Source organism: Corallococcus sp. AB030 (assembly GCF_003668965.1).
Classification (GTDB): domain Bacteria; phylum Myxococcota; class Myxococcia; order Myxococcales; family Myxococcaceae; genus Corallococcus; species Corallococcus exiguus.
In genome coordinates this window covers 1-13396 of the sequence record NZ_RAWQ01000023.1, presented here as the reverse complement: position 1 = coordinate 13396, position 13396 = coordinate 1, and the positions used below count along the sequence as shown (strand labels likewise).

At 69.6% G+C, this 13396-nt stretch carries 15 protein-coding genes and 1 pseudogene; 8 read left to right on the top strand and 8 right to left on the bottom strand.

Going from position 1 to position 13396, the window contains the following annotated elements; translation table 11 throughout:
- Positions 1-19 precede the first annotated feature (19 nt).
- Both D7Y15_RS08535 and D7Y15_RS08530 read left to right on the top strand, forming a co-directional pair.
- Entirely contained in the window at positions 20-1426 is a 1407-nt protein-coding gene (locus tag D7Y15_RS08535) for a S41 family peptidase (RefSeq protein WP_121752240.1), read from the top strand.
- A gap of 157 nt (positions 1427-1583) precedes the next feature.
- Positions 1584-1919, top strand: a complete 336-nt coding sequence (locus D7Y15_RS08530; protein WP_120579686.1) for an HPF/RaiA family ribosome-associated protein — start codon at positions 1584-1586, stop codon at positions 1917-1919.
- Here D7Y15_RS08530 and D7Y15_RS08525 read toward each other — a convergent pair whose 3' ends face one another.
- Complete coding sequence (locus D7Y15_RS08525; RefSeq protein WP_233604860.1) at positions 1920-3059, bottom strand: OprO/OprP family phosphate-selective porin; 1140 nt, start codon at positions 3057-3059, stop codon at positions 1920-1922. It abuts the gene before it with no gap.
- Complete coding sequence (locus D7Y15_RS08520) at positions 3056-3952, bottom strand: hypothetical protein (RefSeq protein WP_121752239.1); 897 nt, start codon at positions 3950-3952, stop codon at positions 3056-3058. The genes D7Y15_RS08525 and D7Y15_RS08520 overlap by 4 nt, the downstream gene beginning before the upstream one ends.
- Before the next feature lie 229 nt (positions 3953-4181).
- Between D7Y15_RS08520 and D7Y15_RS08515 the strand changes: the two genes are divergently transcribed.
- Together D7Y15_RS08515 and D7Y15_RS46740 are read left to right on the top strand one after the other, a co-directional pair.
- Positions 4182-5267 (top strand): aldo/keto reductase, encoded by a 1086-nt coding sequence (locus D7Y15_RS08515; RefSeq protein WP_121752238.1) that lies wholly within the window; start codon positions 4182-4184, stop codon positions 5265-5267.
- Positions 5268-5348: 81 nt separating this feature from the next.
- A pseudogene (locus tag D7Y15_RS46740) lies at positions 5349-5540 on the top strand (type II toxin-antitoxin system Phd/YefM family antitoxin); the annotation flags it as partial.
- Between the two features lie 82 nt (positions 5541-5622).
- Here the strand turns inward: D7Y15_RS46740 and D7Y15_RS46735 are convergent.
- Both D7Y15_RS46735 and D7Y15_RS45200 read right to left on the bottom strand, forming a co-directional pair.
- Positions 5623-5697, bottom strand: a complete 75-nt coding sequence (locus tag D7Y15_RS46735) for a type II toxin-antitoxin system RelE/ParE family toxin (protein WP_368667326.1) — start codon at positions 5695-5697, stop codon at positions 5623-5625.
- A 30-nt stretch (positions 5698-5727) separates the two neighbouring features.
- Complete coding sequence (locus D7Y15_RS45200; RefSeq protein ID WP_199745897.1) at positions 5728-5895, bottom strand: type II toxin-antitoxin system RelE/ParE family toxin; 168 nt, start codon at positions 5893-5895, stop codon at positions 5728-5730.
- 258 nt (positions 5896-6153) lie between these two features.
- Here D7Y15_RS45200 and D7Y15_RS08500 point away from each other — a divergent pair, with 258 nt between their 5' ends.
- The 4 genes from D7Y15_RS08500 to D7Y15_RS08485 are packed head-to-tail and all read left to right on the top strand — an operon-like array spanning position 6154 to position 8913.
- The gene (locus tag D7Y15_RS08500; RefSeq protein WP_158629023.1) at positions 6154-7701 is read left to right on the top strand and encodes an AgmX/PglI C-terminal domain-containing protein; all 1548 of its coding nucleotides are present in this window, start codon (positions 6154-6156) and stop codon (positions 7699-7701) included.
- A 41-nt stretch (positions 7702-7742) separates the two neighbouring features.
- Positions 7743-8093 (top strand): helix-turn-helix transcriptional regulator, encoded by a 351-nt coding sequence (locus D7Y15_RS08495; RefSeq protein ID WP_121752236.1) that lies wholly within the window; start codon positions 7743-7745, stop codon positions 8091-8093.
- Positions 8090-8584 (top strand): SRPBCC domain-containing protein, encoded by a 495-nt coding sequence (locus D7Y15_RS08490; RefSeq protein ID WP_121752235.1) that lies wholly within the window; start codon positions 8090-8092, stop codon positions 8582-8584. The genes D7Y15_RS08495 and D7Y15_RS08490 overlap by 4 nt, the downstream gene beginning before the upstream one ends.
- An 8-nt stretch (positions 8585-8592) precedes the next feature.
- The gene (locus D7Y15_RS08485) at positions 8593-8913 is read left to right on the top strand and encodes a hypothetical protein (RefSeq protein ID WP_121752234.1); all 321 of its coding nucleotides are present in this window, start codon (positions 8593-8595) and stop codon (positions 8911-8913) included.
- Here the strand turns inward: D7Y15_RS08485 and pdxA are convergent.
- The 4 genes from pdxA to D7Y15_RS08465 form a co-directional block, all read right to left on the bottom strand.
- The gene (gene pdxA / locus D7Y15_RS08480) at positions 8834-9871 is read right to left on the bottom strand and encodes a 4-hydroxythreonine-4-phosphate dehydrogenase PdxA (RefSeq protein ID WP_121752264.1); all 1038 of its coding nucleotides are present in this window, start codon (positions 9869-9871) and stop codon (positions 8834-8836) included. The genes D7Y15_RS08485 and pdxA overlap by 80 nt on opposite strands.
- An 11-nt stretch (positions 9872-9882) precedes the next feature.
- Complete coding sequence (locus D7Y15_RS08475; RefSeq protein ID WP_120579694.1) at positions 9883-10854, bottom strand: peptidylprolyl isomerase; 972 nt, start codon at positions 10852-10854, stop codon at positions 9883-9885.
- 61 nt (positions 10855-10915) lie between these two features.
- On the bottom strand, positions 10916-11923 hold the full coding sequence (locus D7Y15_RS08470) for a peptidyl-prolyl cis-trans isomerase (RefSeq protein WP_121752233.1): 1008 nt from the start codon (positions 11921-11923) through the stop codon (positions 10916-10918).
- 176 nt (positions 11924-12099) lie between these two features.
- The gene (locus D7Y15_RS08465; RefSeq protein WP_121752232.1) at positions 12100-13119 is read right to left on the bottom strand and encodes an alpha/beta fold hydrolase; all 1020 of its coding nucleotides are present in this window, start codon (positions 13117-13119) and stop codon (positions 12100-12102) included.
- Between the last annotated feature and the right edge of the window lie 277 nt (positions 13120-13396).

The following is a 13396-nucleotide window of genomic DNA, read 5'->3' as shown; positions in this document are numbered from 1 at the left end:
ACCGCGTCGTAATCCAGGCATGCATCTCTTCCTCCTCGTGGGAGGCCTGCTGACGGCGGCCCCCTCCCCGTACCTGGACTCGCGGACCACCGGCGCCGCGTATTGCTACGACCCGGAGAGCCCCGTGCTGCACGAGGCCTTCCGCCGACCGAAGCCCACGCCCGACACGCGCGTGGACAGCGCCGCGCTGGCGGAGGACGTGCGCTTCCTGCACCAGGTCCTGCGCACCACGTACTCAGGCTGGCCGGAGCTGCTCGCGCACCGCACCTTTGATCCGGATGCCTTCTTCCGGGATTGGAGCGCGAAGGTGGCCGCATCCGGGCCCACCGTGTCCTTCCAGGACGGCGTGCTTACGCCGACCATCGCCGTCCGCGAGGCGCTGACGGACAACCACTTCGGTCCGTCCGGCCTCCTGAGCATGCTGCGCGAGGAGCCACGGCTCGCCTTCCGCGAGTACCAGGCCGACGCACCTCCGGGACTCCAACTCACGTCCTGTGACGCGAACACCGTGGAGGGCGCGCAGGCGGACACACTGCGGGTGGCGCCGGTGCTGAAGCCGGATGGCTCCCGCGCACAGCGGCTCACCGTTTCCGCGCGAGGCGGAGGTGATGCACGGACGCTCCGCTGCGGCGACACGTCGCTGCCGCTCAAGGTCCGTCCGCCGCGTCCGGCCCGTGAGTTCGCGCCGAAGGACATCTACACATACGAGCCGAAGGGCGACGTGGGCATCATCACCCTCCGCCGCTTCTCAGGCCCGCCAGAAGCGGAGGCCGGGCTGCGCCAGTTCGTCGCGGACGCGCCGAAGCACCGCAAGCACAAGCTGCTGGTGTTCGACCTCCGAGGCAACAGCGGCGGCAACGACGGCTACGTCTACGAGTGGCTGGACACGATGGTGCGCGGGCCGTGGTTCTCCTCCGGCGAGGTGTGGATGCACGGCGCCTTCTTCCCGTGCTTCGAATGGAACTCGCGCGTGCAGCGGCAGGCGATGGATGGACGGCTGGACACGCCGGAAGCAAAGGCCGAACGTGAAGCCATCCGGCCGAAGTGGCCCGTGACGCCGGAGCCCTCGCGGCCCGTGTTCGACAGCGGCCGCGCGGAAGGCCATGCGAAGACGCCCTTCACCGGGCGCATCGTGGTGCTGGTGGACCGGGACTCCGCGTCCTCGGGAGAGAGCGGCGCCTACGCGCTGCACCGCGCCACGGGAGCGCCGCTGGTGGGCGAGAGGACCGGAGGTTTCCTCACCTACGGCAACGCGCCTGGCTTCGTGCTGCCGCGCACGGGTTTCGCGTGGGTGGTGCCCACCAAGCGCAATTATTTCGCCGACCCCGTGGAGGGCGTGGGACACGCCGTGCAGGTGTATCTGGACGCGGAGGCGCTGGGGCGGCCAGTAGCGGAGCTGCTGCCTCGCTTGCGCAAGCTGCCGTGAGTCAACGTGCCCCATGCACACGGGCGCGTGTCCCGTCATGCCCCGTCAAATGGGGGCCGTTATAGGCAGTTCCGTGGGCCCGGGGCGTTGGCCGGGCTCATGCAATGCCTTGAATCCACACCGGCTCCAGAGCACGGAGCCCTACCCGAGGCGGACGATGAAGCGCGCACTGCGAATCACCTACCGGGGCATGGAAACGAGCGACACCCTCAACGAGCACATCCGCGACCAGGTGGACAAGCTGGAGCAGTTCCACGACGGCATCACCGGCTGCAACGTGGTGGTGGAGGAACCGCACCGCCACCACGCCCAAGGGCACCACTTCCACGTGCGCGTGGAGCTGCACGTGCCGGGGAAGGACATCGTCGCGGACCGGGAGCCTCTGGAGTTCACGGCCCACGCGGATGCCTACCAGGCCGTCACCGACGCGTTCGAAGCCGCGCGGCGCCAGCTTCAGCACCACGTGGACCGCCAGCACGCGCACCACCGCTAGTCATTGCAGGCTGACCGTGGTGCGCAGGAGCGCCAGGTACGACCAGTCGCGCGTGGGCATCTCCACGGGCGGCGTGTCGTAGTGGTTCACGTAGCCCGCGACGCCGAAGCCGAGGAATCGCGTGACCCACCAGTGGAACGCCAGCGCGCCGGCCGTGGTGCCTCCGGGCACCACATCCGGTGCGCCCCGTCCCAGCCACAGCCGCTCCACGCGCGCGGCCAGCTCCAGTGAGCCGGACGGGATGCCCTCCGAGCCCACGCCCGCGAGCGGCTCGGGCCACCGCGCCCCCTTGCGCGGCATGCCCCGAATCACCCAGGACGCCTCCACGCCCAGGCCCTGGCTGCTCATCGTGGGCAGGGATTCGCGCGGCGTGGCCGGGTTGCCGTCCGTGTCGCGCGAGCGGTGCTCCCACGCGGCGGCTGCCTGCACGTCCACGCGCACCGGCCCCGCGTCCAGCCGCCCGTGAGCCTCCGTCACGGTGCGGTAGCCGGACACCGGAGGCGGCCGGTAGAAGAGGAAGTTCTGCGCCCCTCGCCCGCCGATGCCGGGCCGGTCGAAGGCGTCCTCCACGTGCGCGCCCGCGCCCACGCGGACTCCGGAGTGGCGCACGTCCAGGCGTAAGTCCACGGAGGGCTGGGCGTTGTCGTTGCCCAGCGGGCTGCCAGAGCCGTTGCCCAGCCGCAGCCAGCCTTCCAGGGGCAGCGACGCGGGCGTCCACTGCACCTCCGCGCCCAGGTCGCGGCGGGCCCAGAACGCCGCCGTCACCAGCGGCAGCTCCGGGATGGGGAGCGTCTCGATGCTCTGGTCTCGTCCGGCGGGGAACAGCGGCGTCTTCGCGTAGCCCACGGAGAAGCGCAGCCCGTCGATGACGAGGAAGTCCACGTACGCGTCCAGCAGCGCGGGCTTCTCTTGCGCCCACTCCGCCGTGCCCACGGCGACCAGCCAGGGCACGGGCTGGCCTCGCCCGCCCAGGCGCAGGCGCGCCAGGTTGAAGCCGTTGTGCCCTTCGATGTCGTCCGCGTGGACGCGGTAGTCCACCTCAGCCACGAAGGTGGGAGTGAAGCGCGGGTAGTTCTCCTCCTGCGCCAGGGCGGTTCCTGACGCGAGCAGGGCCAGCGTGAACAGGGGAGCGGACTTCATTCGAGCGGGATGATGCGCAGGGTGTGGTTCGTGCCGTCCGCCGGAGTGCCGTCATGGTCGGCGATGAAGAGGCGCTTGTTCTTCGCGTCGTAGGCCAGGCCGTGCGGTTGCTGGAAGCCGCCGGCCAGCACGCTCACCTCGCCAGACTGACGGATGCTCAGCACGGTGCCGTCGCGGCTGCCGGTGAGCAGCGTGTCGTTGGGGCCCACGGCCAGCAGGTCCGGGCTGTTCAGCGTGGCGAAGGCCACCAACTGCGACGGCGCGGACAGCGGCGAGCGGTACACCTTCCCGGCGATCTGATCGCTGATGTAGAGCGTGTCGTTCACCGCGAGCACGCCCACGGGCTTCACCAGGGCTCCGACGATTTCCTGCTCGGTGCCTTCCAGACCCAGTCGGGCAACGCTGCCCACGTTCACGTTGTTGTTGCGCACGAAGTAGCCGTCCAGCAGTTGCCCGTCATTGGTGACGGTGATGCCGATGCGGCGGCGCTCCGGAGGCAGGTTGGGAACGATGGCGGAGGTGCCGTCCGGCTTGACGTAGACGACATCGCCCGCGGTGCCGCCGCCGAAGCGCACCACCACCAGCGTGCCGTCCGCCATCCGCACCATCCCGCCCAGGCCCGGACCATCCGCGGGAGCCGCGGGCAGATCCGCCACCTTCGTGATGCCCTCGCCGTCGCGGTAGCGCAGCACGCGGTTGTTCTCGTCGTCGGCCATGTAGAGGGTCGCGCTCTCCGCGTCCCACCAGAGTCCGTTGGGGTCGCCGTCCACGGCGATGGTCTTGGGACCCCGCTCGATGACGGGATTCTCCGTGGGGTCGTTCACCTCGGGGGACGACGAGCAACCCACGGCGGCCAGCGTCATACCCAGCAGGGCAGGGAAGAGGATTCGCATGGAACGTCCTCCTATCGCAGGAGGGAGGGCCGGGGAACACGGACGCTGGACACTGACCCTGCCATGGGGGGCACGACGCCGCAGGGGCGTTGGAGCGTGCGGATGTCCGGCGTTGATCGGATGGGCGCGGGAGCGTGTCTGACGTTGGACGTCCCGAGGGAAGGGCGGTTGGCGCGATGAGGCGTCTGGGATTGGCTCCGCGCGCTTTCCATCCGCGAGGGAGCCGCCCATGTCGCTCGACCACTACGTCACCCTGGGCCGCTCCGGCCTGCGCGTCAGTCCCTTCTGCCTGGGCGCCATGACGTTCGGCGAGGACCTGGGCTGGGGCAGCAGCGTGGAGACGTCCAACGCCATCCTGGACCGCTTCATCGAGCGGGGCGGGAACTTCATCGACACGGCGAACGTGTACACGTTCGGGCACGCGGAGAAGATCATCGGGGACCACATCGGGAAGCACCCCGCGAAGCGCGACCGGGTGGTCATCGCCACGAAGTTCTTCGGCAACCTCTTCGAGAGGGATCCGAACGGCGGCGGCGCGGGCCGCAAGTCGGTGATGGCGGCGTGTGATGAATCGCTGCGCCGACTTCAGACGGACTACATCGACCTGTACTGGATGCACGCCTGGGACGCGAACACGCCCATCGAGGAGACGATGCGGGCGCTGGACGACCTGGTGCGCTCCGGCAAGGTCCGCTACGTGGGCTTCTCCGACACGCCCGCGTGGAAGGTGGCGCAGGCGCAGGTGACGGCCTTCTTCCGGGGCTGGGCGCCGCTGGTGGCGTTGCAGATCGAGTACTCGCTGCTGGAGCGCACGGTGGAGGGCGAGCTCATCCCGATGGCGAGGGAGCTGGGGCTCGGCGTGACGCCGTGGTCGCCGCTGCGCAGCGGGGTGCTGAGCGGCAAGTACACGCGGGAGAACGCGGGCAAGCAGAAGGCGGACCGGGGCGCGTGGGCGGAGGCGTCGCTCAACGAGAAGACCTACAGGCTCATCGATGTGCTCCAGCGCGTGGCGAAGGAGCAGAACACCTCGGTGGCGCGAGTGTCGCTGGCCTGGGTGCAAGGCCGGCCGGGCGTGGCGTCCACCATCCTGGGTGCGCGCACGCTGGAGCAGTTGGACACCAATCTGGGTGCGCTGGACGTGAAGCTCACGCCGGAGCAGGTGAAGGCGCTGGATGACGAATCCCAGCCCACGCTCAACTTCCCGGCGGTCTTCCTCCAGGGAGCACCGTCCTTCATGCACGCGGGCCTGCGCGTGAACGGAGTCCAGGCCCCGCCCAGCAACCTGACGCCCAAGCCGGGTGCCCCTCGGTACTGAGGTGGCACGCCGGGCCGGGAAGCGCCGTGTCGGGACGTTCTGTATGATACGTACAGAACGTACGTTTCCTGGGGAACGGCCATGATGGAAGTCAGCATCACCGAAGCGCGCGACGACCTGGCGGAGCTGCTCAACCGGGCGGCCTACGGGAAGGAGCGGCTCGTCCTGACCCGGCACGGCAAGAAGCTGGTCGCGGTGATTCCCTTCGAGGACCTCCAGGCACTGGAAGCGCTGGAGGACCGGCGTGACATCCAGAAGGCGGATGCCGCACGCCGGGAGTCCGAGGGCCAGCCTCGCGTTGCGTGGAAGCAGGTGAAGGCGGAGCTGGGGCTCGCGAAGAAGGCGAAGAAGACGGCTAGCGGTAGATCTCCCGCCGGTGGCCCAGCTCGACGATCAACACCACGAGCCGGCCGTCCTCGACCCGGTAGATGACGCGGTAGTCGCCAATGCGGATCCGCAGTTAGTCACTGCCCTTGAGCTTCTCCGCGCCCACGGGCCGGGGCTCCGTGGCCAGCGCGTCGATCCGCTTCGCGATGCGGCGCTGATGGACCGGATCCACCGCGGCGAGCTGCTTCACGGCGGTCTGGAGGAACTCGACCGTATAGGTGGCGGAGGGCTTCGTGCTCATGCAGGGCGGGTAGGCCCCGAGTGTCTACCTCCCCCTCCTGACATGGCGGGTTGGCAGTGGAAAGCCGAACCCTGTCGGCACACCGGCGCACAGTGTGGAGTGCGGGGCCGTACGTTTCGGGCCTCGCGCGGGGGCAAATGACCGCTGGAGCGTTCACGGCTGGACGCTCGCGGTAGCGCGAACGGGGGTCGTTCCTAACATCGGCCCCCTGGCAGTGAGTCGGTGGTCTGGCGCGGTATGGGCGGCGGGGAGGGTGGCGTGAGCGAGCTACTGACGGGTGATGTGTCTTCGCGGGCGAAGTTGGGCGGTTCGGACTTCTCCCGCGACCCCGAGACCTTCGAAGCAGAGCTGGATGCGTGCCTGGATCGCGCGCTCTCCTCCGAGACCTCCGAAGAAGAGGACCTCGTGCCGGAGTCCTTCGCGACCGGCCCTCTGCGCACGCTGCTCGACCTGGCCTCCACGGAGGAGACCTGGCTCCAGTCGCTGCCGCCGCCGTCCAACGACAACGTGGAGCCCCAGCTCACGCTGTCCGCCGAGGCCGCGAACTTCGTCATCCCGGAGTGGCTGCGCGCGGATGAGTCCCCGTCCAGCACCTCCCAGGAGAACTCCTGTGGCGCCGTGACGTCGTGGGACGCCACGCCGCCGTCGCCCGTCTGGGCCACGCCCGGTTCTCCGGCCGAGGCCTACGCGCCGCAGCCGTGGATGCCCTACGCCCCCGTGGCGCCCGAGCCTCCGCCCGCCATCGCTGATGCGTCCACGCGCATCCTCGGCATGAGCCCCATGTCCTTCGTGAGCGCCATAGCGATGGGAGCGCTCGCCGCGGGCCTCCTCGTCGTCGCGGGCCTGCGCCTCACGTCGAAGGATGAGACGCAGCCCGCGCCGCAATCACAGGTCCTGAACAGCCCCCCCGTGGCAGCGTCGGGCTCCGCGACGACTCAGCCGGGCGCCGTCGCCGCGCGGATCGGCGCTCCGGGCACCCAGGGCTTCGCGACGACCCAGCCGGGCACGCAGGGCTTCTACGGTGTTCCCGGCACCCAGCTGGCCGCGCCGGACTTCTCGCAGTCCATCGCCGGAGGCGTGAACACGCCCGCCCTGACGGACGCACAGCGCGCCGCGCAGGCCCTCACTCCGAACACGCCCGTCCTCGCGGGCCCCGCGAGCGCGGGCCTGACCACCGGCCTGCACACGCTGGCTCCGGATCCCACGCCGTCCACGCAGCCCGCTCCGGTGACGCAGAAGAAGGCCCCCGTGGCCCAGCGCGCGGCCACGCTCGAAGCGCCCGAGGACAGCAGCGAGGTCCGTGAGATGTCCTTCGGTGGCGAAATCTCCGAGGAGGAGATGGCCCGGGCCCGTCAGGCCGCCGCCGAAGCCGAGGCGGAGGAAGCCGCGCAGCCCGGATCCGAAATCGACGAGGACTTCGCCCGCGAGCTCGGCTTCACCGACGAAGCGGAGGCCTCCGCCCCGAAGCAGGCCCAGGAGAAGACCGTCTACATCCCGCCGGCCCCGACCTCCGAGCGCGAGCAGCTCGTGCCCTCGGACATCACCAACGTGGTCGTCACGAACCAGCCCGCCATCGCCACCTGCGTCCAGAACTTCAAGGCCGGCACCGCCCTGGAGAACGGCGGCCGCTTCCAGATGCGCTGGTCCGTGGACACCGCTGGCACCGTCTCCGGCGTGGCCATGGAGACCGACGCCCTCAAGGGCTCTCCGCTCGCCGGCTGCATCGAGGACCAGGTGCGCGGCTGGAAGTTCCCCGTGCACCGCGTCGCCATGAACACCCCCGTGCACTACCCCTTCGTCTTCTAGCTGGACAGTCGAAACATTCATGGATATGTATATTCACGTCCATGAATGTTGACGTCTTCCAAACCCTGGCCGACCCCACGCGCCGCCGCATCGTCGAGGCGCTGAAGGGCGGCGAGCTTGCGGTGAACGACCTGGTGGAGCGGGTGGACATCCAGCAGTCGGGTGTCTCCCGTCATCTGGGGATCCTCCAGGAGGCGGGCTTCGTCCAGGTCCGCCCCGAGGGCACGAAGCGGCTGTACTCGCTTCGCCCGGAGCCCTTTCAGGAGCTCGATGCCTGGGTCACCGGGTATCGCAGCCTCTGGGAGGCCCGCCTCGACCGGTTCGGCCAGGCGCTCGAGCGAAGACGCAAGGCACGCACGGACGCCCCCAAATCCGAGGAAGACCCCACATGACGACCCCGACCGAAACCGCGAAGCGCAGCACCGTCACCTTCGACCGCAGCTATCAGGCGACGCTCGACGAGGTCTGGGAGCTGTGGACCACGAAGGACGGCTTCGAGTCCTGGTGGGGCCCCGAGGGCTTCTCCGTGAAGGTGCACGAGCTGAACGCGCGCCCCGAAGGCTTGCTGCGCTACGACATGATCGCCACCGCGCCGGAACAGGTCGCCTTCATGAAGCAGGCGGGCATGCCCCTCTCCAGCCCCAGCAGCCTCACGTACACGGAGCTGACGCCGAAGACGCGGCTCGCGTACCGGCACGCGGTGGACTTCATCCCCGGCGTCACGCCGTACACCGTCTCCACGGTGGTGGAGTTCGAGGCGAAGGGCGACACCGTGCGGATGGTCGTCACGTCCGACGCCATGCACAGCAAGGAGTGGACGGAGCGGGCCTCCATGGGCATGGAGAGCCAGCTCAACAAGCTCAACAAGCGGTTCCAGCGCTAGACTGGCGCATGGCCGCGCGGGAGGACCCAGACCCCATCGAGTTGCACCTGTGTCACCGTTGCCTGATGCGGCTGCCGGTGGACGCGGGCGGGGTGGACCTGCCGCGCCGGGTGCGTGAAGCCCTCAAGGCCCACGGCCTGGCGGCCAGGACGCAGCTCATCCCGGCGTCCTGCCTGGGTCACTGCCCCACGGGGAAGGTCACCGTGCTCGTGGTCCCCGACGCCACGGCGCGGGGCACGCACGCGAAGCTCATCGACCCGAAGGAGGACGGCGAGGACCTCGCGAAGCACCTGTCTGCCCGGCTCCCGAAGAAAGCCGGGCCGCCTTGAGCAGGGCTTCCATCATGGGCACGCAGCTCGCGGTCCCCGTGCCGGCAATCGCATAGGCGGTGCCGTGGTCCGGCGACGTGCGAGGCACCGGCAGGCCCAGCGTCACGTTCACCGTGCGCTCGAAGTCCAGCGCCTTGGCCGGGATGAGACCCTGGTCGTGGTACATGGCCAGCACCACGTCGTACTTCGCGCCCACCTCGTCAGGCCGCGCGAACAGGCCATCCGCGGGGATGGGCCCGTGCGCATCCACCCGCTTCGCCCGAGCAAGGCGGATGGCGGGACCAATCACCTCCACCTCCTCGCGCCCCAACATCCCGCCCTCGCCCGCATGCGGGTTGAGGCCCAGCACGGCGATGCGCGGCTTGCACCCCACCACCGGCTGCAGGCTGCGCGACAGCAACTGGAGCTGCGCCACCAGCTTCTCCACCGTGAGCAGCTTCGGCAGCGCGGAGATGGGGACGTGGTTCGTCGCCAGCGCGATGCGCACGCGAGGCCCGTCCATCATCATCAACACGTCCACGCCGAACGCGTCCGCCAGCACCTCCGTGTGGCCCATGAACGGAATGCCCGCGCGCGAAATCTCCTCTTTCGACACGGGCGCGGTGCACAGCGCGTCCACCGTCCCGGCGCGCATCGCGTCGATGGCGGCCCGCACGTACGCGTACTGCGCCTTGCCGCCTTCGCGCGTGGGCTTGCCCGGCACGCGGTGCTTCGCGGGAAGGTGCGTCACCTCCACCACCGCCGGCCCCTCCATGCGGCCCAGCTCCTCCAGGGCCACGCGAGGGAAGCGGCGGAAGAGGGGAAAGCCATCCAGCGTGGGCCCGTCCCCGAAGACCACTGGCACCAGCGCGCGGCGCACCGCGGGCTTCGCCAGCGCCAGGGCCGTCACCTCTGGCCCGATGCCCGACACGTCCCCCAGCGAGATGCCCACGCGGGGGCGCGCGTCCGTCGTGGTCACCGGGCGCGGGCTCACATCTTCACTTCGACGTTGGCCTTCGAGCGCAGCTCCTGGACGTACTGGTCCAGGAACTTCTCCGTCTTCTCGTTGAGGAGCTTGGACTCCAGCTTGGGCTTCATCTCCTCGAAGGAGGCCACGGCGATGTTGCGGCGCTCCTCCACCTTCAGGATGTGCCAGCCGAAGTTGGTGCGGATGGGCTCGCTGACTTCACCCTCCTTGAGGTTGAAGGCGGCCTTCTCGAAGGCGGGCACCATCACGCCGCGCTTGAAGTAGCCCAGGTCGCCACCGTCCGACGCGCTGGGGCCCTCGCTGCGGGCGCGCGCCAGGGCGGAGAAGTCCATGCCCGGCCGGCGGGCCTCCTGCGCGATGCCCTCCGCCTTCTGCTTCGCGGCGGCCACCTGCTCCGGCGTGGCCTTGGCGTCCACCTGCACCAGGATGTGGCGGGCGTGCACCTCCACGTCCTCGGTCTCCAGGCGCGTGTACTGCGTGTACGCGGCCTTCAGGTCCTCCTCGGTGACCTTCACCTTGGGGCCCACCTTCATGCGCAGCAGCTTGTCGCGCACCACGCGCTTGCGGAGCATGTCCTTGTAGCCGGCGAGCGTGAAGCCCTCGTTCTTGAGCAGCTGCTCGAACTGGCTCATGTCGCTGACGTTGTTCTGCTTGAGCACGTCCTGCACCAGCTCATCCACCTCCGCCTCGGTGGTGGTGATGCCCAGCTGCTGGACCTCCGACTCCATCAGCTTCTCGCCGATGAGCGTGTCCAGCGCGGTCTTCATCAGCTGCGCGCGGGCCTCGGCGCGCTTGTGCGGGTCGATCTCGGAGTTCACGCGCTGGAGCTCCGGCGCGGCGCGCTGCTGCACCTCCGACAGCGGGATGACGTCGCGGTTCACCACCGCCGCCACCTTGTCCACCAGCTCCGCGCGGGCGGACGTCGCCCCCGTGAAGAGCATCACCGCCGCCAGGAACGCCACCAGGTTCTTCATCGCAACGACCCTCTTGAGACAAACGCCGGGAGCCCAACAGGCCCGCTCCCGGAAAAGTCCTTCACTTCGCCGCCTGCGGCGCCGGCCGCCCGCGGATGGTCTGCAGCGTGGCCTCGTTCACCACCACCTGGGCCTTGTCGCGCAGCTCCTTCTCGAAGGCCTCCTGCGCCGCCGCCCGCTTGGCCTCCAAGAGGCGCCCCTCCACCTTCCCGCGCACCTCCACCAGCTCCCGCTTCCTCGCCGACCTGCGCTCCAGCACCTTGAACAGGTGGTAGCCGTACTCCGTGGACACCACGTCCGAAACCTGCCCCACCCCCAGCTTGAATACCACCTCGTCGAAGGCCGGAGGCATCTGTCCCCGGGGGAAGAAGCCCAGGTCGCCCCCCACCTTGGCGTCCGCGCTGAGCGAATAGCGCCGGGCGAGGTCGGAGAACTTCTTGCCTGCCTTGAGCTGCACCTGGAGCTTGCGCGCGTCGTCCAGCCCCTTCACCACCATCTGCGCGGCGTGGACCTCCTCCGGCTCCTGGAAGTCCGCCTCGTGCGCCGCGTAGTACGCGCGCAGCTCCTCCTCCGTCACCGCCACGCGCGAATAGACGTGGTTGGTGAAGAGCTTCTCGATGGTGAGCCGGCTTGCCTCACGCGCGCGCAGCTCCGCCATGGACAGCTGCCCCTGGGCGAGCACCTCGTTGAAGTTGCCCGCCGGGTAGTCGCCAGACAGCCGCAGCACGCCGCGGTCCACCTCTTCGGGGGTCACGGCGATGTTGTTCTGCTTCGCGGCCTGGAGCAGCAGCATCCGCTTCACGAGCGTGTCCACGAGCGCCCGCTTGAAGGGCTCCACCTCCTCGGGCGTGGGCTCAGGGCCCTCCGTGGTGGCCAGCTCCCGCGCCAGCTCCTGCTCGAAGTCCGTCCGGCTAAGCGACTCGCCGTTCACGGTGGCCACCACCGTGGGGTCCGGCCCCTCCTGGGCCTGCGGTCGGCAGCCCGTCAGCCCCAGGACTCCGAGGGCCGCTCCAAGGGTGACGACAGCGGACCACGACAGCAAGGAGGCGCGGAAGGAAGCGGGACGCATGCGCTGAGGCCTCGGGGGAGGGGACAGGGGACCTTCCACGGTGGTGCCAGGCCGCGGGGCTTTCAAGCGGGACGTCACGGCCGGGATGGGAAGCGAACGGATGGGCCCATGGGACGGCTTCCCGGGTAGCACGCCGGGCGGGCCCGGACAACCGGCCCTCCCGGAGGGCTTTTCCTCTAGAGCGGGGTGGCGTTGGAGGACAGGAAGGCCTCCACCTGGGGAAAGATTTCGTCCGGCGCCTTGCGGCCCAGAATCAGGTCCGCGTGGCCGTAGTCCGCCTCGAAGCCGTGGCCGCGGCCGGCGACCAGCATCTTCACGGGGCCGCCCAGGTGCTCCTTCGCCCGGGCCACCGCCAGCGGCGGCGCGAGCAGGTCCCGGCTGCCGGCGATGAGCAGGAAGGGAATCTTCACCCCGGCGAGCGGCTCGCGGTAGTCGAAGCTGCCGTCAAACGACGTGAACCGGCTGGTGGTGATCCACCGGGCGAACTGCCGTCCCACGCCCCCGGCCACGTCCGCGGGCACGTTGGCCAGCGCCCAGCGCACCACCTGCGGATCCATGTTGTCCGCCAGCATCATGTACCGGGTGAGCGGCCCCGGAGGCGCCCCGAAGAAGGCGATGCTGGTGACGCGCCGGGTGGGGATGACCTTGAGCTTGAGGACGGGCTCCACCCGCTGGACGAACGCTCGCAGGCCCGGCTGCACCGCGAAGGTGAAGGGCGCACCCAGGGAGACGGCCGCCTTCACCGGCGCCTGGGGGTTCTTGGCCAGGTGGGCATAGAGCATCAGGCCGCCCTTGGAGTGGCCCACCCACAGCACTTGCTGGGCACCGGTGGACATCACGGTGCGCAAAGCTGTTCTCACGTCGTGCTCGGCCTGGTCGTCGAAGTTCCAGTCCGCGCAGGCCCCGGCGAGCCCCCGGCCGCGCAGCTCGATGACCCAGGTCTCGAACCCCGCCCGCGCCAGGTAGCGCGCCAGGCTGTACTGCTCGTTGAAGTCCATGTGGAAGCGGTTGGCTCCCAGCCCGTGGCACAGCAGGACGGGCTCCGCGAACCGGCGCTCCCCTCGAGGGTGGTAGCGCCCCAGCGCGATGGCCGCTCCGTCGTCCGTGGGCACCCGGTACAGCTCGTCCGGCTTGAACGAGAGGGTCAGCAACCCCTCCTTGCTCCGCTCCACCGCCTTGGTGAAGAGGTCCGCCATCCGGCTCAACCGGGGTGCTGATGCCTGTCGTGATGTCACCCCTTCAGTCTACGCCCGTCGCCCGGCCGTTGCCGGTGTGTCGCACGCGGACTTTGGAGGACCGGCAGGACAGTTGCAGGGGATGTGAGTCCATCGCGGGGAGGTCGTGGAAATGGGGCAGGGCCGGGGTTTCAGTGAAATGTTGTCGTCCTTCATCGCCACAGTTTTTCCCACAGACACACTGCTGGGGGCCTTGAAGGTGATGGAGCGGCACCACGTGCAGGTGGTGGGGGTGGTG